This is a genomic window from Mycetocola saprophilus (genome assembly GCF_000718085.1).
In the GTDB taxonomy this organism is placed as follows: domain Bacteria; phylum Actinomycetota; class Actinomycetes; order Actinomycetales; family Microbacteriaceae; genus Mycetocola; species Mycetocola saprophilus.
Genome location: NZ_JOEC01000002.1, coordinates 314,428 through 334,305, shown reverse-complemented (window position 1 = coordinate 334,305; position 19,878 = coordinate 314,428). Strand labels below are relative to the sequence as shown.

The following is a 19,878-nucleotide window of genomic DNA, read 5'->3' as shown; positions in this document are numbered from 1 at the left end:
AATGACAAAAACACGGAACGGTGGGGCCGGCGTCGAAAACGCCTCCGCCCCGAGCACCTGGCTGGTAGCCCCGGCCCTGATCCTCTTCCTCGTCTTCGCGATCATTCCCCTCGCGGTGGCACTCGGACTGAGCTTTACGAGTTGGGATGGCCTCACCGCTCCGGTGTTCAACGGCGTGGCTAACTGGATTCGCAAGCTTGGCGATCCGGTGACCTATAACGCGCTGTGGCTCAGCTTCCAGGTGATCATCTTCTCCTGGATCGTACAGACCCCGATCAGCCTGCTGATCGGTGTGTTCACCGCCGGCAAGCAGCGCTACCGCGCGGTGCTCTCGGCGCTGTACTTCCTGCCGCTGATCCTCTCCTCCGCCGCGATCGCCATCGCGTTCAAGGCACTGCTGGATCCCAACTACGGCCTCGGCCAGTCCCTGGGTATCCCGCTGCTGTCCCAGGACTGGCTGGGAAACCCGCACCTGGTGCTGTACGTGGTGATCTTCGTGATCGCCTGGCAGTTCATCCCCTTCCACTCGCTGCTGTACCAGGCCGGTGCCCGCCAGATTCCGCCGTCGCTGTATGAGGCGGCCCAGCTGGATGGTGCGGGACGGGTACGTCAGTTCTTCAGCATCACGGTCCCGCAGCTCAAGAACACCATCGTGACCTCCTCGACCCTGATGGTGGTGGGTTCGCTCACCTACTTCGACATCGTCTACGTGCTCACCCAGGGTGGGCCGGGATACGCGACCCGGCTGCTGCCGCTCGATATGTACCTGACCGGGTTCACCGCGAGCGACCTCGGCGGAGCCAGCGTGCTGGCGGTCCTGCTGGTGGTCATCGGACTGCTGCTTGCCCTCGCACTCACCAAGTTCTCCGGCTTCAACCGGATGAACAGCCAGCAGGAAGGGGCGTAAGCACATGTCCACCCACACCCCCACGCGTCCCCGGAACCGCACGGCCGCGCCGCAGCCGGCCGCCGCCCCGAAGCGTCGCAGCCATCAGCGTCGTAACTACATCGGCGGCCTGGCCGGTTGGATCTGGCTGGCGATCATCATCGTCCCGGTGTACTACATCCTGATCACCAGCATCACCGCTCAGGGTCAGTACTACACCCGCAACCCGCTGCTGCCCCCGACCGATCCGACCTTTGAGGCATTCGGCCTGGTGGTGGGCTCGGGCTTCGGCCGCTACTTCGTGAACAGCATCATCGTGACCCTGACCACCGTGGTGATCACCGTCGCGGTGAGCCTGCTGGCCGCCTACGTCATCGTGCGCTCGCGCAAGAAGTTTGTGAAGGCCACCTACTCACTGTTCCTGCTGGGGCTGGCGATTCCGCTGCAGGCCACGATCATCCCGCTGTTTTTCATGCTGGGACGGGTTGGCCTGTACGACACCCTGGCCGGCATCATCCTGCCCTCGATCGCGTTTGCGATTCCGGTGACGGTGCTGATCCTGGTGAACTTCATCCGCGATATCCCCGGCGAGCTGTTTGAGTCGATGCGGATGGACGGCGCGACCCACGGCACGATCCTGCGCCAGCTGGTGCTGCCGCTGGCCCGCCCTGCCATCGCCTCGGTCCTGATCTATGACGCGCTGAACGTCTGGAACGGATTCCTGCTGCCGCTGGTGCTGACCCAGAGCGAGGAGAACCGGGTGCTGCCGCTGGCGCTGTGGAACTTCCAGGGTCAGTTCAGTGTCAACGTGCCGGCCACCCTGGCGGCCGTGGTCCTCTCGGCCCTGCCGATCCTGGTGCTCTACCTGGTGGCTCGTCGCCAGCTGGTGAGCGGTCTGACCGCGGGCGCCGGAAAGTAGTATCGCCCTCCCCGGGAAGCGGGACGGAACCCTCGGGTTCCGTCCCGCTTTTTGTGTCTCTCCCGAGATTTTCGGCCGGGTGCGACAGGATGGGGAGAGATCGGGCCACTCACCGTCTTGGCCCTCCACGAACACGGGAGTTCAGGGATTTGACCACCGCACACACCTATGGCGTTCCGGCCGAACAGATTCGCCGGTTTACCGGCCGGGCCGAGCAGCTGGCCCGCATCGATTCGTTTGTGGAGTCCAACGGTCCCGGTGCCGGATCGCGGCGGATTGCGCTGGACACCGGCGGCGGGCTGAGCGTGGACCTGCACCCCGATCGCGCCCTGGATGTGGGCCGGGTGAGCTTTGCCGGGGTTCCGGTGGCCTGGCTGTCCCCCACCGGAATCGGATCCCCCGCAGCCTATGACGGACAGGGCGAGAACTTCCTGCGCACCTTCGGCGGCGGGCTGCTGGCCACCTGCGGGATGGACACGTTTGGTCCGCCCAGCACCGATCAGGGTCGCGACTTCGGCACCCATGGACGCTTTGGCGCAACCCCGGCCACCCTGGAAACGGTGCGGGTGCGCGGCGGCAAACTCACGGTGATCGGGACCATGCGTCAGGCCACCGTGTTCGGGGAGAATATCGAGGTGCGGCGGAAGATCACCGCCCGGGTGGGCGGCTGCACGCTGCGGATCACCGATCAGGTGACCAACCTCGGCGACACCGATCAGCCGCATATGGTGCTGTATCACGCGAACTTCGGCTGGCCGCTGCTCAGTCCCGAAAGCACCCTGGACATTGCCGCCGATGAGCGGATCGGGATCGACGAGCACGCGCGTGCCGAGATGGACATCTGGAACCAGTTCCACGCGCCGGTGGCCGATATCCCCGAGCGCGTCTACCGGCATGTGCCGCCCGCCGCCGAGGCGAGCGGCTGGAGCCGCGCCCGCCTGACCAACCCCAACATCGGCATCAGCGCCGAGATCCGCTTTGACCGCGCCACCCTGGGCAACCTCTACCAGTGGAAGATGCTCGGCGAGGGCACCTACGTGCTGGGCCTCGAACCCTCCAACTGCGCGACCATCGCCGGCCGCGCCGCCGCCCGTGAGGCCGGCACCCTGCCGATCCTGCAGCCCGGCGAAACCGTGCGCCACCGCATCGAGTTCGCCTTCGCGCGCGAGGGGTCGGCGGAGGTCTAGTCTTCGGGGTAGCCGAACCCGGGAACGCCCGGGTTGATGTCGTTTCCCGTGGGTGGGAAAAACAGCAGCAGATACGCGGCCACCAGAATCAGCGGGACGAGCGCGAGTCCCAGCGCGAGCCAGGTGTATCGGCGGTTGGCCCCGGGCGCACGGACATGCACGATCGACATGATGATCGTGATGAGCGCCAGCGGCACGGCAACCAGCGGCGACGCCAGCATGAGCGCGATACTGCCGCAGGCGAGGGTCAGGGCACCGGTGGCGAAACGATCGCGTTGGGGTGCCACCGAGGTGGGCTGCGGACTGGGCAAAGGGCTGGCTGCACCGGCAATGGCACTCGGGGAACCCAGCTCGGCGAGGACACGCCTGGTCGCCTCGGGTGAGTTATCTTCGGCGAGCGCATCGCTCACATGGTGCTCGATGGCGGCCAGCGTCTCGGCACGTTCGCGCGGGTCGGCACCGGCCAACGCGAGGTCAAGTTCCCGCAGATACGCGGCCACCAGCGGACGATCAATGGCAGATTCCCCGGTCATACAGATTCCCCTCCTAGTACGGTTTCAACGTCCTGATTGAACCGGCCCCACACCAGTTCAAAGGCTTCGAGTGCCCGAGTCCCCGACGGAGACAGCCGGTAGTACTGCCGCGGCGGGCCACTACTGGATTCCTCCCAGTACGTCTCCACCCGGTCCTGTTTCTTGAGCCTGGAAAGCAGCGGGTACAGCGTGCCGGCATTGGCAAACAGTGCCCGATGTGGCGCAAGCCGCTGCGCGAGCTCGAGTCCGTACGCCGGTCCACCACGCAGACAGGCGAGCACGCAGTACTCCAGCACGCCCTTACGCAGCTGGACCAGAACGGCCTCGGTTTCCTCCGACATGCTGAGAGCGTAGCAGGTATCACACACTGTTAGGTACTAATTGATATTCAATACTCTAATCCGTCGTCCCGAGCTCCCGAACTCCGCATCAAGGTGTGATCTAGGCGGTAGCCACAGTACGCTCGTTCACACGCCCACCCTTCGGTGTTGGCGCAGCGGGAAGAAAGGGAAGAAAGGTCAATCTGTGTCTCAAAGAACACACATTGTGACGGACAACGGCACTGGGCATATGTACCTCGTCGACTCGATTCGACCATACCGGGACCAGATCCGGCACGGCCTTGGCCTGTTAGACGGTAACAAGTACTGGTCGTACTCGCTGTGGAAAGCGCCGGAGGGCGTCGCCTTCGACGATATCGATTTCTCCGCCCCCGAACCTCGGTTCATGCAGAGCGCCGGGACGGGCGCTGCCCTAGCCATCGAAGTCAGGTTCGTTGAGGCCGAGGGCGCAGAGCGCCAATACTGCGTGGGACATCCCGGGACCGACTACTCGGGTGAACCCTCGGTGCCGATCTTCAACGAGGTCAAGGTTCACCCCGGCGAGGTATTTGATGCCGACGAAGCAGCGGACATCTACTATCAGTATTTCCTCACCGGGCGAGTGCCGGAGCCCTATCTGCTTCGCTGGTTGGACTTCTCGGCCTACGAGGGCGACTAGCCGCGCAGGCGCTCGCGCAGGGCGTCGAGGGTCGGTTCGAACCACACCTGGGTGCCGCGGTTGGACTCCCAGACGAAGTCTCGCAGCGGAGCGCTGGCGGCGGTCTCGGCATCGATATTGCCGATGATCGCGACCGGGGTGCGATAGTTCACCAGCTTCTGCAGGAACTCCCCGGCCACCCCGGAAGCCAGGCGGAAGAACTCGGGATCGAGGCGTTCGCGCGGGACCGCGACCAGGGTCACGCTCTGTCCCCAGAGCGAGCCGATCAGTTCGGCCATGCCGTCCGGGGTCGTCACATACTCTCCGGTTTCGGGCAGCACCATCACGCGGTGCTCGGCGATCTCCTCGATACTCATGTGCTCAGGCTAGCGAACCCGAACCACCAAAAACTAGCCGATCGGATAGGCCACGTAGGCAAACCGGGTCGAGTCCGGCGACCAGCCGTTGACGTTCGTGGTGCCCTGCCCGCCAAACAGGCGGGCCACCGTGCGCGCCTCGGCCGCGTCCGGGGTGCCTAGCCGCAGCTCGACCTCGAGGTTTTCCGGGTGGCCCAGCGTCCCCGCGGGATACGACAGCCACAGCAGGTGCTCCCCGTTCGGCGAGGGGTGCGGGAACCAGTTGACCCGCTCGTCGTTGGTGAGCTGGTGTGCCACCGGCAGGACAAACTCCCGCCCGGATCCATCGGCCAGGCTCGCCACGGTGTCCGCCGGAAGCTCCCCCACCAGCCGAGGCAGCGCGCAGTCCTCCACGTGCTCGATCGCGGTCAACAGTGGGAAGGCGGATTCGCCGAGGATCTCGACAATCGAGAGCGGGGAGGTCGGGTCCTTGACCTCACCCAGCGTGCCCTGCACGTCCGCGGCAGCCATCCGGTGCAGTTGCGCGTGGCCAGGGGCCGATCCCTCGGGTTCGGCATTGAAGTACAGTGACCCGTCGGGTCCGAACTCGGCTCCGTCTTCGGGCCGGGCGGCGGCACTGAGCGGGATCAGGGCACCGTCGGCGATCCGCACCAGCGCCACGCGGAACCGCGCGAACTCGGGGGTGTTGGGTCCGTGTGGGAAGCTCAGCCCCACGATCGAGAGCAGGGTGCCGCCGGCGTTGATACCGTGCAGGTAGTGCTTCACCAGGCCGTCATCATCCCGGGTGATCTGGGTGGGGGTGCCACCGGCGATCGGGATCGCATAGAGGTGCCCGTTCTTCGCGGTGGCGTAGATGGTGCCACCATCCGGGGAGAGTACATGGTCGTTGTTGAGGTCGCCGCGGTTGCCGGTGGGAATCACCTCGGGGGAACCCTCGCCACTCAGCGGAACCCGGACCAGCCCGCCCTCGTGGTTGAGCACCAGGAAGGTCCCGTCCGGATGCCAGTTCGGGGCCTCCAAGAGGTCGGTCTCCGAGGCAAAAACCAGGGAGTCGGTGCCGGTGGTCACGTCATAGACGCGCACCTCGGTACGCTGGCCAGGCAGCAGGGTGCGCCAAATCGGGGTGGTCATCGGTTCGTCTCCTCGGTCAGGGGATAGGCAACGTAGGCGAAGCGGGTCGAATCCGGGGCCCAGCTGTGCACGTTGATCGTGCCCTGCCCGCCAAACAGCGACACCACGGTGCGGGTGTGGGCGGGATCCAGCTCGGGGGTAGTGAGGCGCAGTTCTACCGGGAGGTTCGCCGGATGTCCCATCGTCCCGGCGGGGTAGCTCAGGTACACCAGACGGGTGCCGTCCGGGGAGATATGCGGGAACCAGTTCACACGCTCATCGAAGGTCAGCTGGGTGATGCCGGCCCCATCGGCGCCCATCCGGAACAGCTGCGAGTGCCCGGGGATCGTGGAGGCTCGCTCGGAGTTGAAGTACACGTATGCTCCGCTCGGATCGTATTCGGATCCATCGTGCGGGGCCGCGGCCGTGGTCAGCGCGTCAATCGCGCCGGTGGCCACATCCGCGATGAGGACGTTGTAGTCCTCGATCCCCCGGGCGGGCAGGGAACCGATAAACGCGAGCGTTTGTCCATCCGGGGAGATGCCGTGCAGGTAGTGCATCGGGACGCCGTCACCGGGGTGGGTCACCCGCCGCGCGGGCCCGCCGGGCAGCGGCACCTCGTAGAGGTGGCCGTCCTCGGAGGACGCATAGAGGAACCGGCCATCCGCCGAAAGCACGTGGTCATTATTGGAATCGGTGAGCTCCCCGGTGTCCAGCCGTTCGAGTTCGCCGCCGGTGGGCGCGATCCGATACAGCAGGCCGTCGCGGTTGAGGATCAGCCAGTCGCCGTCCACGCTCCAGTTCGGGGCCTCGATCACGGCCGCATCATCGCGGTAAACAAGCTCGTCCAGGCCCGAGTCCACGTGGAAAATACGCAGCTCGGCGCGCTGCCCGGGCAGGAGTTGTCGCCAGGAGGACGAGGAGGTCACGGGAGTGCTCATGCATCGACCCTACTCCGCAGAAGCCTGCCGCGCAGGTAGCCCGCGGTGGGACCGCTGAGCGAATTCCCGGCCCGGTTTTTGAGACACGCCCGATACCCCATAATGGAGGCGTGAGCGAATATGCAGAGCTGCCCGGATGGACCCACTTCTACTCCGGGAAGGTGCGCGACCTCTACCGTCCCGCGGGCCTTGCCGAAGGTGCGCCCGCGCCCGAAATCCTGGTGGTCGCCAGCGACCGGGTGAGCGCGTTTGACCACGTCCTCTCCCCCGGCATCCCGGACAAGGGTGAGCTGCTCACCTCCCTGAGCAACTGGTGGTTTGAGCGGCTGGACTTCGTGCCCAACCACCTGCTGCCGCTGGGAGATGGCCTGCCCGCGCCGGTGGCCGCCCGCGCGATGCGCGCCAAGTCGCTGGACATGTTCCCGATCGAGGCCGTGGTGCGCGGCTACCTCACCGGTTCCGGCTGGGCCGAGTATCAGGCGAGCCAGAGCGTGTGCGGCATCCAGCTGCCCGCGGGTCTGCAGAATGGTGACCGCCTGCCCGAGCCCCTCTACACCCCGGCGTTCAAGGCGCAGCTGGGCGAGCACGATGAGAACATCACCTTTGAGCGCAGCATCGAGCTGGTGGGCATCGAGGATGCCACCGCCCTGCGCGATCTGTCGCTGGAGATTTTCCGCCGGGCCTCGGCCATCGCCGAGGAGCGCGGGGTGATCCTCGCCGACACCAAGTTTGAGTTCGGCCGCGACCCCGAGACCGGGGCGATCACCATCGCCGATGAGGTCCTGACCTCCGATTCCTCCCGCTACTGGGACGCCGACATCTACGCGTCCGAAACCGATCCGGCCGCGCGGATGGCGAGCTTCGATAAGCAGATCGTGCGCGACTGGCTCGCGGCCAACTGGGACAAGACCGGCACGCCGCCCGAGCTGCCCCTCGACATTCGCGAGCGCACCGCCGCCCGCTACCGCGAGCTGCTGGAGCGCCTGCGCGGGGCCTAGCCGCCCGAGCCGCGTCCTCCACAACCCGGGATCTTCCCCAGAGATCCCGGGTTTTGTGTTGATGCCCTGTTCCGGCCGGTCCCGGATCGCTACCCTGGAGCACAGGGCCGCGCGGGGGTGCGGCCGGAAGGAGGGATGCGGATGCCCTTGGATCCGTACTTTGAGCGTCAGCTTCGAGAAAACCGAGCCGGGACGATCACCGAGATTCGACAGCGAATAGCCGCGGTCATCCGGGCACTTCCCACGCGCACGCTGACCGGGCTGCGCACGCTGCCCGCGCGGCTGCGCAGTCTTCGCGCCGGGCGAAACGCGAGTCCCGGCGAAACTCTCGGCACCGATCCCGGGTCGCGCCGCGCCGGAGGCCAACACCACTCATCCGCACCTGCCCCGGCGGAAATCAGCGACGGAGAGGAAGAGTTCGAGGACCCCTGCACCAGCGCGAACCCCGCCCCCGAAGATTCCGCGCCGGAGGCCACCACACACTGGCGGGAAATCACGCCGACCAGCGCCCTCGACGCCTTCACCACCGCCAAGGCCCACCGGGTGCCACGCGGCACCCCCGCCTGGGAGGAGCGCAACGCGCTGCTCTGGGACCGCAAACTTCACGGACGGGTCGGCCTCGACGGGCCCGACCTCACCACGCGCGAGTTTGTGATCCCCGTTCCCGGGTTCCCCGAGGTCCGCGTGCGCCTCTACCTGCCCGATACCCCGGCGCCCAAGACCGGGTTTCCGGCGATACTGGCGTTTTTTGGTGGGGCCTTTCACGTGGGCGGAATCGACTACACCAGCGTGGATGCGGGTTTTCGCCGGCGCACCCGGGATGCCCGCGTCGCCTACCTCGCGGTGGACTACGCCCGCGCGCCCGACAGCCGCTTCCCGACCCCGGTGGAGCAGGGCTATGCGGTGCTCGACTGGCTGTTTGCCCGGGCATCGGAGCTGGGTCTGGATCCGGACCGGATCGGCATCACCGGTGCATCCTCGGGGGGAAACATTGCCGCCGCGGTGACCCTCGCCAACCGCGCACGGGCAGCCCATCCGCTGCGCCTCCAATTGCTGGAAGTGCCGAGCCTAGATCTCACCGGTTCCCACATCGACCTGCGCCCACTGCGCGAGATGCGGGTCCCGAAATTCCTGGTCGCCCGCGAACTGCGCGCAATCCGCTCACGCTATCTTGCCCACCCCGATCAGGCGCGCACGCAGCTGGCCTCGCCCCTGCTCGCCGCGGATCTTGCCGGGCTTCCGACCGCCCACATCCTGATTTCCGAGTACGACACCCTCCGCGGAGACGGTGCCGCCTATGCCCGGGCACTGCGTGAGGCCGGGGTTTCGGCGAGCGCAATCGAGTTCCAGGGGGCCACCCACGACGCGGGTATGTATACGGCGGTGGTTCCGCTCGCCGAGCACTGGCACCTGCATGCGGTCGCGATTCTGCGCACACTCTAGGCCGAAGACGCGGGGCAAAACACCGACCGAGCCACACGCATTTTCGGCCCGATTGTGAGGGTGACCGGCCCCCGAAAACATGCGGCATCATTCGGAGTGTCATGCGCTCCGGCCGGTGGCAAATTTCTGGTGAATCGCCCACTAGACTGAATGCGTATCCGCCCCCTGACTCACCGGGAGACACTGGTGCCAAAAATCATCGTAGAAGTAATGCCGAAGTCCGACCTGCTGGACCCGCAGGGTAAGGCCGTGGCCGGAGCGCTTGGCCGTCTGGGCCACTCCACCATCACCGACGTGCGCATCGGCAAGCGCTTCGAACTCACCGTCGAGGGTGAGGTCACCGAGCAGATTCTCGCCGACGTCGCCACCCTCGCCGACGAGATCTTCTCCAACCAGGTCATCGAGGATGTCACCAGCATCCGCGTGGAAGAGGCCCAGGCATGACCCACCGGATCGGTGTGGTCACCTTCCCCGGTTCGCTGGATGATCGCGACGCTCAGCGCGCGATCCGCATCGCCGGTGCCGAGCCGGTAGCCCTCTGGCATGCCGACCACGACCTGCAGGGTGTGGACGCGATCGTCCTGCCCGGCGGGTTCAGCTACGGCGACTACCTGCGGGCGGGCGCGATTGCCGCGCGGGCGCCGATCATGACCGAGGTTATCTCGGCGGCGAACGCCGGAATGCCGGTACTGGGTATCTGCAACGGTTTCCAGATGCTGACCGAGGCGCACCTGCTGCCCGGCGGCCTGATCCGCAACGAAAAGGGTAACTTCATTCGTCGCGACCAGGGCCTGATCGTGGAGTCCACCGACACCGCCTGGTCCAACGCGTTCACCCAGGGGCAGGAAATTGTCATCCCGCTGAAGAACGGTGAGGGTGGTTTCATCGCCTCGAACGAGGAGCTTGACCGTCTGGAGGGCGAGGGCCGCGTGGTCTTCCGCTATTCCGGGGTCAACCCCAACGGGTCGATGCGCGACATCGCCGGCATCAGCAACGCCGCGGGCAACGTGGTGGGCCTGATGCCGCACCCCGAGCACGCGGTGGAGCCCGGCTTCGGCCCGGACACCGCGGACGCCATGCGTTCGGGGACCGACGGCCTGGGCTTCTTCGCCTCGGCCCTCACAGCCCTGCTGGCGGTCTAGTCCGCCCACACATTCGGCCCGCCCGGATTCGCTGCTGCGAGTCCCGGCGGGCCGTCGTGTTTCCGCCTAAGCAGGTCCGGCAGGCCTTCGCACTTTCGCTGCTGCGATTCGGGCGGGACATCCCGCTCTCGCCTACCCGAGCCCGGCGGGCCGTCGTGGTTTCGCCTCTGCGAGACCGGATGGGCCGTCCTGTTTGGCCACCCGATGGGGCGGCTTCCCGTCTACGCCTGGGCGAGCCGTGGGGCCGTGTCGTCGGGGGTGCGTCGGGATCTGATGGCCGCGCGGGTAGTGGCGGCGGCGACCGTGAGCAAGGCGATCACCGTGAGCAGCGCGAACGTGCGCGGTCCCGACACGGCAAACGGAGTGGCGGGAGGAAAACCCGCACCGGCCACGCCGGACGCCGCACGGGTGATCACGCTCGGCACGAAGCGGATCATCGCATCGGGGAGGGCTCCCATCGCGTTGGCGGTCCGCATCCCGGCATCCACCCCCACCACGGCGAGCGCCACCAGCACCAACAGAATGGGTCGTAACACCGACGGGCGCAGGCCGTGCACCAGCGCGCCCAGCCCCGCTCCGGCAACGGTGAGCACGATAGAGACCAGGATCATCCGGACCCCGAGCATCAGGGTGTGGTCGTCGGTCAGCCAGAGGGACGATCCAAAAATTGTCAGGGCCACCACCGAGGTCAGCACGGCGACGCCCACCAGCACGACGCCCAGGACCAGTCCGGCGACGGCGGCGACAGCAACGCGTGCAACCACCGCGGCACGAGGATCGGCGGCCCTACTCACCCGCTCGGAGATCCGCACCGACCGCGCGCGAAGCCGGGCTCGGTCTCGGCGCTTGACTTCCCGACGCTCGGCCTGGGCGGCCCGAAGCTTCCGGGAGTCGGCCAGGCTTCCACGCCGGATGTTTTCGGCCGGGGAGGACCGGTCCGCGGAATCGGCCACGCTTGTGCGGAGGGCAGAATCGGTCGGGGACTGCCCGTCCGCGGAGTGGGTCGGTGCCTCGGCCGATACCGGAACCAGCGTCGGTTCCGCGACTGCCGTTGGTGCGAGAATCGCCGTCGATAGCGGAGCCGCTGTCTGTGCCGCAGCCACCGTCTCTGCTGGAACCGCCGTCGGTGTCGATGCGGCCTTCGCATGCCGCCTGGGCGCCCGCGGATCACCGATTATCATGCCCCAGAGCAGGGCGGGCAGGGCGATAAACCCGGCACCCGCCAGGTAGAGGGAGCCCACCACATTGGCGTCATCCAGATTCAGATCCGGGGGAACCACGTCATCCTGAGCGATGAGCCCACCCGTGATTGCGGGGAAGGCAACCGCCGCGATCGTCGCAATCACGGCCAGCACCAGAATCCACCGCCCGCTGCTCGCGTACCACACCCGCGACGCCTCCACTCGGGCAACCCTCACCCAGCCACGTCCGAAACCCGATGCCGCCATGTACGTCCCTTTCAGCGGGAGAAGGCCTCCCCTCCCTAGCGTGCTGCCTGCCCCGGGTCGCTGCAAGCGCGCAGCACTCCCCGGGGAAATTCCCCAGAAAACTCACATCTGGGATGAGTAATTTCCGCCACGTCCGCCAATCGATTCCCGCGGTTCTCCGCCACGCACCAGTCGCCGATCGGCCACCGAGCTTCCGGCGATGGCATCGGCCAGACCGCGACGATCCCGGGTGGCCCAGACGCCGATGATCGAGACAAGGGTAAAGAAGGGCAGAATGATCGCGGTTGCCGGGACATCGATGCTGGTGAGAGCCACGTATCCTCCGAGCCCAAACACAAAGCGCAGCAGACGGGAGAAGAATGCGGGCACCCGGTGATACACCGGGGCCAGCAGGACCGCGGATTCGCCCACGGTGACCCCGCCGATCATGACGCAGAGGAACTGGATCGCGATCGGGATCAAGCCCACCAGGGTCTCGGTCTGGGTGGTTGTGGCGAGTTCCGCACCCGACTGGCCCAGCACCGTGGCCCGATAGACGCGAACCATCAGCACCAGCCCTCCACCCAGTAACCCGAGGAACAACAGGTCGCAGAAGAAGCCGAGGAAGCGGCGTCCGGCGGTGACCGGACGCGGTTCGCGCTGGCGCACCTCCTCCCGCCGGGCGAAGCCCACAAACACGAATGCCAGCAGCGATCCGAGCAGGGCACCGAGGGTGTTGGTCGCCAAATCGCCGACGTCAAATACCCGATACGGACGGGGGAACAGGCCCCACACCGCGGTCAGCTGGGTGGTTTCGATCAGCAGCGACAGCGCAAAACCCAGCAGCGTGGACACAAAGAATCCTCGCTGGAACAGCGTCCGCATCAGGAACCCGAACGGGATGAACAGCACAACGTTGAGAGCGAGCTGCAGGAACGCGGTGTTATGAACGAGGTCCTGCAGGTTCGCGTGTGGATAGTTGGCGATCTCCCGCACCCCGGACATGATGTCCAGTTCAACCCCGCTGGCGCGGTAATCGGCGCTCCCGGGGATCGGCAGCAGGGTGTAGCACCAGATCGCCAGCATGTAGACCAGAAACGCCAACCAGCCGATGCTGCGCCAGAACGACAGCCCTCCGCGCCTGCGATAGCTTGTCGCGACGAACGGCACAATCAACACCACGGCGAGCACGCCGCCGGAAAACAGGGCGATCAGGGCGGGAGTCAGCAGTTCATTCACCTCGGAACCCTAACATCGAGATCGGCAAAAATACGGGGGTTTCAACCCGGTTTACGTCCCGAGGATGAGACGAATCAACCCGTGGTTGACCCTCGACTTTTCCGGACTTACGGAGTAGATTCACGGCATGGGTACAACAACGAACCCCAATCGCGCGATCATCGTCCTGCTGGCGCTGCTGTCGATTCCCGCCCTTGCCGGAATCCTCGCCCCGGTGGGAATGGGTGTCCTGCCCGCCGCCGTATTGCCCTCCGCCGCCGGCACCGGTGCCGCCCAGCTGGCCGAGACCGGAGCCCAGGGCCTGCTCCCGATCATCATCATCGGGGCCATTCTGGTCATCGCCGGGGTTGCTCTAACGGTGCTGCGGTCGCGCAAGAACAAGCCGAGAGACTAGATTTTCCCGCAAATAACCCGGTCTAGCGAGGCTCTCCCAGCCAGGCTTTTCGCGGCTGGTTCAGGGGTATTTCTCCCCCGCAAATCCGCGGCGTGTCGAGCCCGGGTGGCCGGGCGTTCGGAACGGTGATTTATGGGGCCGCGCACCCTCTAGGATGGGAGGTGTCCGGCACCAGCTGCTTCGAGGAGAAACCGTACCCGTGACCGCTATTCCCCCCACCGTAGAGAACCAGGCCGCGTCTGCCGCGGCCGCCGAGGCCGATACCGTGGCCAACGCGATCGCCACCCCGGAACGCGAGCAGCCGTATGCGGCGCTTGGTCTGACCGAGGGCGAATACCTCAAGATTCGTGAGATCCTCGGCCGCCGCCCCACCTCGGGCGAGCTGGCCATGTACTCGGTTATGTGGAGCGAGCACTGCTCCTATAAGTCGAGCAAGAACTACCTCCGGAAGTTTGGCAAGAAGGTCACCCCGGAGATGACCAAGAACCTCATGGTCGGCATGGGCGAGAACGCCGGCGTGGTGGACATCGGCCAGGGTTGGGCGGTGACCTTCAAGGTTGAGTCGCACAACAGCCCGAGCTACGTGGAGCCCTTCCAGGGTGCCGCGACCGGCGTGGGCGGAATCGTCCGCGACATCATCTCGATGGGTGCCCGTCCGGTGGCCGTCATGGATCAGCTGCGCTTCGGCGACATCGACCACCCCGACACCGCGCGCGTTCTGCACGGTGTGACCGGCGGTATCTCCTTCTACGGCAACTGCCTGGGCCTGCCCAACATCGGCGGCGAGACCGTGTTTGACCCGATCTACCAGGGCAACCCTCTGGTTAACGCCCTCGCCGTGGGTGTGCTGCGTCACGAGGACCTGCACCTGGCCAACGCCTCGGGCGTGGGCAACAAGGTGGTCCTGTTTGGTGCCCGCACCGGCGCCGACGGCATCGGTGGCGCCTCGATCCTCTCCTCGGTTGCCTTCGAGGAGGACGGCCCCTCCAAGCGTCCCGCCGTTCAGGTGGGCGACCCCTTCGCCGAGAAGGTGCTGATCGAGTGCTGCCTGGAGATGTACCGCGACGAGCTGGTTGAAGGCATCCAGGACCTCGGTGCCGCGGGCATCTCCTGCGCCACCAGCGAGCTGGCCGCGAACGGCGACGGCGGCATGTTCGTCGAGCTGAGCAACACCCTGCTGCGCAACCCGAACCTGACCCCCGAGGAAATCCTCATGTCGGAGTCGCAGGAGCGCATGATGGCCGTGGTCACCCCCGAGAAGCTCGACGCCTTCCTGGCCGTCGCCGCCAAGTGGGACGTGGAGACCTCGGTGATGGGTGAGGTGACCGACACCGGCCGCCTGATCATCAACTGGCACGGCGAGGAAATCGTCAACGTGGACCCCAGCACCGTCGCGGTGGATGGCCCGGTCTACGACCGCCCGGTTGCCTACCCGACCTGGCTCGACGCCCTGCGCGCCGACCGCGGCGAGGCCCTGCCCCGCGCCACCGAGGGCAGCGAGCTGCGCGAGCAGTTCCTCTCGATCGTGGCTTCTCCGAACCAGGCCGATAAGTCCTGGATCACCGACCAGTACGACTACTACGTGCTCGGCAACACCGCACTGTCCTTCCCCGACGATGGCGGCATGATCCGCGTCGATGAGGAGACCGGCCTGGGTATCGCCATCGCAACCGACGCCAACGGACGCTTCTGCCAGCTGGACCCGCGTCAGGGCGCCAAGCTTGCCCTGGCCGAGGCCTACCGCAACGTGGCCGTGACCGGCGCGGTTCCCGCCGCCGTGACCGACTGCCTGAACTTCGGTTCCCCGGAGAATCCCGAGGTCATGTGGCAGTTCTCCGAGGCCGTGGACGGTCTCTCGGACGCCTGCCTCGAGCTGGGCATCCCGGTGACCGGCGGAAACGTCTCCTTCTACAACCAGACCGGTGACACCCCGATCTTCCCGACCCCCGTGGTCGGTGTGCTCGGCGTGATCGACAACGTCGCCGACCGTACCCCGAGCGGATGGCAGGACGACGGCGAGAACCTCTACCTCCTGGGCACCACGCACGAGGAGCTCTCCGGTTCGGCCTGGGCCGGCACCGTGCACTCGCACCTGGGTGGAACCCCGCCCGAAGTGGACCTGCCCGGCGAGATCGTCCTGGGTGAGCTGCTGCGCGCGGCCTCGGCCGAGGGCCTCGTGAGCGCCGCTCACGACCTCGCCGACGGCGGTCTCGCCCAGACCCTCGCCGAGGGTGTCCTGCGCTTCGGCGTGGGTGCCCGCATCTGGCTGGGTGACATCATCGAGCGTGACGGCGTGGACACCACCACCGCCCTGTTCTCCGAGTCGACCGGCCGCGTGCTGGTCTCGGTTCGCCGCGAGGACGACGTTCGCTTCCGCGGACTGTGCGAGGGCCGCGGTTACCCGGTGCAGCGCATCGGTGTCACCGACGCCTCCTCGAACACCCTCGAGGTCCAGGATGTCTTCACCGTGGGCCTCGACGAGCTGCGCACCGCACACGTCGACACCCTGCCCAAGCGCTTCGCCTAGCGAGTAGCGGATACGGCGGCGGGCCGGGCACTTCGGTGCCCGGCCCGCTTCGTGTTGTCCCCTAGACTCTCACTCGGGCATCGAGGCGCGATCCCGGAGGTCGAGGAGACGACATGACGCAGACGCCGCGAGATGGTGCCGGTCACGACTGCAGGGAGCCGAATAGCGCAGGGCAGGATTCCTTAGGACAGGACCGGGCACTGCACGCTAGTTCTGGGCAGGATTGCCCCGAGCAGGCTCGAGCACGGCACGCCTGCTTTTCTGTTGGCATGATCCGTGCGGGTGAGTTGCGGGGCCATTTTGCGGGCGGTGGCGACCGTCACCCACCGGCGCAGACGAGCACAGGCCCGGAATCCGACCGAACCTGGGAGTGGGACTGGACCGTGGAACCCGCTCACGTTGCGGCCGAGTGGAGCGGATCCACAGAGCGACTTCCGGTGGCGGAGGCCAGTGGAATCCTCGGATCCTGGGATGCGTGCTGGGCACCCGCCAATCTGGTATTTCCCGCATTCTTCTGGCTCTTTGGGGATACCCGACGCTGGGACTTCATGTACCGTTCGGGCCGCACGCGGTGGCGGTGGATCGGATGGGATTCGCCGCTAAACCTGCCCCCGGCAATCCCCGAGCCCTGGGCGATGACCCTGCGCACTGCGGAGCTGGCTACAGCAATCGCGCTCGGTCAGTCACTACGCCCCGGTGACAGATCGGCAACGTTCGCCGAACTCCTCGCGCTCGAACGGCCCCTTTACGAGTATTCGGCACGGCTCACGGCGCTGAGTCTGGCCTGGGCGATCATCCCGCGCACGGGCGGCCTGATCGAACCGGATGCCGCCGTCGACGCGCACAGAGCCGAGGCACACGGCACTGCGGCGAGCGATAACACAGAAGACGGCACCGAGGAGAGCACGGGCTTCACCCCACAGACCTATTCAGCCGCAGACCTCGCGCCACGCGCGATCACCCTGTTTCACGAGTGGCAAGACCCCAGTCGATATCGTCTGCGCCGTTTCCGCATCGAAACCCACATCCGCAAAACCGACGTCGCCACACTCGGCGCCATCGCGGTGTCGGCGCTCCTGCAGCATACCCCGTATACACTTGCGCTGGTCCGGCCCGGTCAGCTCTGGCATCCCGCTCCCAGTGATCCCTGGCGCGAGGTTCGCACCCTCGTGGAGCGATATCCGGGCTGGAACTACGCGAGTGGTCTGGCCCAGGACCAGCGCGCACATTAGTCGTCGGCAAACCGGCTCTTCCCGATCCGAGACTGCGGATCGTAGAAAAATGACTCACTCCCTTCGTCCTCAGCTTGTGAGGTAGTCAACTCCGGGTCAAAGGGCAGTTCCCCCACCATCAGCGGAATCGTGAATCCAAAAACGACGAGCCCGGCACCCTCGTAAAAAGGATCTCGCTGCTTCTTTCTGCGGCCCCACATGAGACCCCTTCCTTTCAAAGTCATACCTGTATGGCTGATGCCACCGTAATAGCTTGCTCTTAGAGACGGCTGTGTTTTCGCTTTCTCTCTCGGCCCAGCAGCGGAAGCAACAGCATGGCGACAAACACGAACACCGACACAGCCAAACCCGACTCGATAAATATCCGGATCACGTCCGTGCCCACACTGGCGGCAGCGCATCCCGCAAGGGCCAAGAGCAGCAGGGCACTCCCAACGATTCCGCCTCGCAACGGGAGAAGAATTCTCGAAACGAAAGAGGTTTCCTGACGAAATCCCAGAAGCCCAATGAACACGGCCGAGGACGAGAGAAAAAGGGCACCGACACCCCCGCCCCACGAGTTCCCTCGGTCCTGAAGCAATTGCAGTGAGGCGAAAAACTCCGCCGACGTAATTCCCGTAGCGACCATGGCGGTAGCGCGCAGCCCATATACGGGTACTCGTACGAGTATGCGTGCCATCGCAATCGAGCGCCCGTCTGCGGAGAGAGGAGGCACCATGCGCGAGACATCGATTCTCTCCACACACAGCTGCGCCGGTGCCTGGAATTCAAAAAGATGAGAACGTGCCCCCACGTTCATGAAGAGCGGAACCCTCAGCTCCAGGCTTGAACCGCCAAACGACGCCAACACAAGGCGCAGACCCTCACCGCGGCGACGAGGAGCCACACTCCACAGGTATGACAGCTTAAGTACCTGCCTCTTCCCCGCGGATTCGGAAGGCAAAAGCCCGATAAGAGGGGTATTGGTAACGAGCGTTTCGATCAGGTAAATGAGCGTGCCCGGGATCACGGTTGCTTCGGGCCAGAGCCGGTCGCCCGCCCAGATCCCCGTGGAACACAACCGCGATACCGCATCCACAGAAACTGTGCCGAGCGGGTCCACGATGCGCAATATAACGGCGCGCACTGCTTCGTCTGCACGGACCCCCGCATGAGTGAGTGCGATCATCACCATTTCGGTGACCATGCGGTGGACCTCACCAGATTCCATGACCGGCATCGGCGTTCCGTCCGGGCCGAGAGTGTCTAGGCCGCGCAGTGGCCCCTTCTTGATAAAGGCCAGTGGTACCATCACAAGACCTCGCAGCCCCGTGAAACTCTCGCTCTCACGTTCGCGCACGTCATAGGCTAGGCGAGGCTCAGCAATCGGAATGCAGTCAATCGAATGTCGGAGACATCCCTGATCTCCGGGGAGCAGACTCACGCTATCGACACGACGATATACCCAGTCCGACCAGCGGTCTATTGCGCCAAGCATCGCCCACGCGGCCGGGTCATCGGGTACGCCCTCTGCATGTCCCAGGCTCACCATGGCTGCTCTCCTCTCATTCATGCCCGCACGAGCAAGCGGAGGGCTCAGGTGCCGCTCAACTCGCCCCCGGCCATTTCACGGCCAAATGGGTAGGACAATCGTAGGCAGCGACAGGCATGCCAAATCGAGGCCGAACTCAGACTGTGGAGAACGACCCGGGAACGGGAGCCTGGGGAGGAACGAACTACCCGAAGGGAAGCCGAGGAGGAGCAGGCTAATCCCCGGGGGGGGGGGACGGAACGCGCTAGGCGGGGATCGGCTCGGTGAATGCCTGCACGATGCGGGCGATGGTGTCCGAGACCTCGTCGATGGTGTCCGGGCCGGGATTACTTGAGCCGGTGAGCATGACGCGGGTGATGCCGTCGGAGTAGATGGCGCCGAGCACCTGGGAGAGCTCGCGCGAGTCCATGGTGAAGCGCAGCCCCACCATCGCGACCAGCTCATCCAGGCGGGCACCGAGCATCGACATCGCGCGGTTCTCTCCGGCGATGTAGGTTTTGCCCACCTCGGGATCGCGCAGCGCGAGCATCTGGAATTCGCTCTGCATCAGGCACCAGGACCGGTTATCGGGCTGCAGGCCAAGGAAGTCCCGCACGATGCCGGAAATCTGATCGGTGGTGATCTGGCCACGCTCGGGGAAGTAGGCGGTCAGGCCCGCCTCCAGGCGGTCGAAACGTACCTGGTTTTCGCGTTCGGCGAGTGCGAAGAACAGTTCCTCTTTGGACTCGAAGTTGGAGTAAAAGGCGCCGCGAGTAAATCCGGCCTGCTCGGTGATCTGCTCGACGGTCGCCGCGGCGATCCCGTGCTCGGCGAAGACGTCGTAGGCGGCATCGATGAGGCGATCGCGGGTCCGCTTGCGGCGGGCACTTTCGACGACCGGCGCTTCTCCCGCATCTGCACTCATAAAATCCTCAGCTTTCTCCACTACAAATTGCGATACACCGATGTATCGAATACATTTGTGTATTGAATACACTAGCGTATCCAAACTTTTCCCACGAGCCCCCTCGTTCA

At 65.7% G+C, this 19,878-nt stretch carries 21 protein-coding genes; 11 read left to right on the top strand and 10 right to left on the bottom strand.

The genetic code is table 11. The features are described 5' to 3' along the window. The first annotated feature begins 1 nt into the window (after nt 1). From IE92_RS0107365 to IE92_RS0107355, 3 genes are all read left to right on the top strand, one after another. Nucleotides 2–907, top strand: a complete 906-nt coding sequence (locus IE92_RS0107365; protein WP_030147859.1) for a carbohydrate ABC transporter permease — start codon at nt 2–4, stop codon at nt 905–907. Between the two features lie 4 nt (nt 908–911). Then, a complete protein-coding gene (locus IE92_RS0107360) occupies nt 912–1,805 on the top strand; it encodes a carbohydrate ABC transporter permease (RefSeq protein WP_081863961.1) in 894 nt (297 codons plus the stop codon). 149 nt (nt 1,806–1,954) lie between these two features. Then, the gene (locus tag IE92_RS0107355; protein WP_051701711.1) at nt 1,955–2,992 is read left to right on the top strand and encodes an aldose 1-epimerase family protein; all 1,038 of its coding nucleotides are present in this window, start codon (nt 1,955–1,957) and stop codon (nt 2,990–2,992) included. Here the strand turns inward: IE92_RS0107355 and IE92_RS0107350 are convergent. Both IE92_RS0107350 and IE92_RS0107345 read right to left on the bottom strand, forming a co-directional pair. After that, nucleotides 2,989–3,525 carry an HAAS signaling domain-containing protein gene (locus IE92_RS0107350; protein WP_030147856.1) on the bottom strand — a complete coding sequence of 179 codons (537 nt, stop codon included), beginning with the start codon at nt 3,523–3,525 and terminating at the stop codon, nt 2,989–2,991. The genes IE92_RS0107355 and IE92_RS0107350 overlap by 4 nt on opposite strands. Next, entirely contained in the window at nt 3,522–3,866 is a 345-nt protein-coding gene (locus IE92_RS0107345) for a PadR family transcriptional regulator (RefSeq protein WP_030147855.1), read from the bottom strand. Before IE92_RS0107345 ends, IE92_RS0107350 begins: the two co-directional genes overlap by 4 nt. 229 nt (nt 3,867–4,095) lie before the next feature. On the opposite strand from IE92_RS0107345, the gene IE92_RS0107340 reads away from it, so the two are divergent. Continuing rightward, complete coding sequence (locus tag IE92_RS0107340; protein WP_030147854.1) at nt 4,096–4,524, top strand: hypothetical protein; 429 nt, start codon at nt 4,096–4,098, stop codon at nt 4,522–4,524. Here the strand turns inward: IE92_RS0107340 and IE92_RS0107335 are convergent. From IE92_RS0107335 to IE92_RS0107325, 3 genes are read right to left on the bottom strand one after another with little or no spacing between them, the layout of a single operon-like run. Further along, entirely contained in the window at nt 4,521–4,880 is a 360-nt protein-coding gene (locus tag IE92_RS0107335) for a DUF4180 domain-containing protein (protein ID WP_030147853.1), read from the bottom strand. The two genes, IE92_RS0107340 and IE92_RS0107335, sit on opposite strands and share 4 nt — an antisense overlap. A 33-nt stretch (nt 4,881–4,913) precedes the next feature. Further along, nucleotides 4,914–6,011 carry a TolB family protein gene (locus IE92_RS17270; protein ID WP_051701713.1) on the bottom strand — a complete coding sequence of 366 codons (1,098 nt, stop codon included), beginning with the start codon at nt 6,009–6,011 and terminating at the stop codon, nt 4,914–4,916. Next, on the bottom strand, nt 6,008–6,931 hold the full coding sequence (locus IE92_RS0107325) for a TolB family protein (RefSeq protein WP_030147851.1): 924 nt from the start codon (nt 6,929–6,931) through the stop codon (nt 6,008–6,010). The genes IE92_RS17270 and IE92_RS0107325 overlap by 4 nt, the downstream gene beginning before the upstream one ends. A gap of 110 nt (nt 6,932–7,041) precedes the next feature. Here IE92_RS0107325 and IE92_RS0107320 point away from each other — a divergent pair, with 110 nt between their 5' ends. From IE92_RS0107320 to purQ, 4 genes are all read left to right on the top strand, one after another. Beyond that, a complete protein-coding gene (locus tag IE92_RS0107320; RefSeq protein ID WP_030147850.1) occupies nt 7,042–7,929 on the top strand; it encodes a phosphoribosylaminoimidazolesuccinocarboxamide synthase in 888 nt (295 codons plus the stop codon). A 141-nt stretch (nt 7,930–8,070) separates the two neighbouring features. Further along, nucleotides 8,071–9,372, top strand: coding sequence for an alpha/beta hydrolase (locus IE92_RS17795; RefSeq protein ID WP_162178496.1), 1,302 nt, complete (start codon nt 8,071–8,073; stop codon nt 9,370–9,372). A 186-nt stretch (nt 9,373–9,558) separates the two neighbouring features. Beyond that, complete coding sequence (gene purS / locus IE92_RS0107310) at nt 9,559–9,816, top strand: phosphoribosylformylglycinamidine synthase subunit PurS (protein ID WP_030147848.1); 258 nt, start codon at nt 9,559–9,561, stop codon at nt 9,814–9,816. Next, a complete protein-coding gene (gene purQ / locus IE92_RS0107305) occupies nt 9,813–10,514 on the top strand; it encodes a phosphoribosylformylglycinamidine synthase subunit PurQ (protein WP_030147847.1) in 702 nt (233 codons plus the stop codon). Before purS ends, purQ begins: the two co-directional genes overlap by 4 nt. A gap of 221 nt (nt 10,515–10,735) precedes the next feature. Here purQ and IE92_RS0107300 read toward each other — a convergent pair whose 3' ends face one another. Then, nucleotides 10,736–11,962: a hypothetical protein gene (locus IE92_RS0107300; RefSeq protein ID WP_030149728.1), complete on the bottom strand. Its 1,227-nt coding sequence runs from the start codon at nt 11,960–11,962 to the stop codon at nt 10,736–10,738. A gap of 102 nt (nt 11,963–12,064) precedes the next feature. Next, complete coding sequence (locus tag IE92_RS0107295) at nt 12,065–13,180, bottom strand: VanZ family protein (RefSeq protein WP_030149729.1); 1,116 nt, start codon at nt 13,178–13,180, stop codon at nt 12,065–12,067. Nucleotides 13,181–13,307: 127 nt separating this feature from the next. Here IE92_RS0107295 and IE92_RS0107290 point away from each other — a divergent pair, with 127 nt between their 5' ends. From IE92_RS0107290 to IE92_RS0107280, 3 genes are all read left to right on the top strand, one after another. Further along, nucleotides 13,308–13,574 (top strand): LPXTG cell wall anchor domain-containing protein, encoded by a 267-nt coding sequence (locus IE92_RS0107290; RefSeq protein ID WP_030147844.1) that lies wholly within the window; start codon nt 13,308–13,310, stop codon nt 13,572–13,574. A 154-nt stretch (nt 13,575–13,728) separates the two neighbouring features. Next, entirely contained in the window at nt 13,729–16,101 is a 2,373-nt protein-coding gene (gene purL / locus IE92_RS16560; RefSeq protein WP_081863964.1) for a phosphoribosylformylglycinamidine synthase subunit PurL, read from the top strand. Between the two features lie 383 nt (nt 16,102–16,484). Beyond that, nucleotides 16,485–17,333 (top strand): hypothetical protein, encoded by an 849-nt coding sequence (locus tag IE92_RS0107280; protein WP_030147843.1) that lies wholly within the window; start codon nt 16,485–16,487, stop codon nt 17,331–17,333. Here the strand turns inward: IE92_RS0107280 and IE92_RS0107275 are convergent. From IE92_RS0107275 to IE92_RS0107265, 3 genes are all read right to left on the bottom strand, one after another. Further along, nucleotides 17,330–17,533 (bottom strand): hypothetical protein, encoded by a 204-nt coding sequence (locus IE92_RS0107275; protein ID WP_030147842.1) that lies wholly within the window; start codon nt 17,531–17,533, stop codon nt 17,330–17,332. The genes IE92_RS0107280 and IE92_RS0107275 overlap by 4 nt on opposite strands. Nucleotides 17,534–17,592: 59 nt before the next feature. Beyond that, nucleotides 17,593–18,672, bottom strand: coding sequence for a hypothetical protein (locus IE92_RS0107270; protein WP_156027455.1), 1,080 nt, complete (start codon nt 18,670–18,672; stop codon nt 17,593–17,595). Between the two features lie 436 nt (nt 18,673–19,108). Then, a complete protein-coding gene (locus IE92_RS0107265; RefSeq protein ID WP_030147840.1) occupies nt 19,109–19,768 on the bottom strand; it encodes a TetR/AcrR family transcriptional regulator in 660 nt (219 codons plus the stop codon). Nucleotides 19,769–19,878 lie beyond the last annotated feature (110 nt).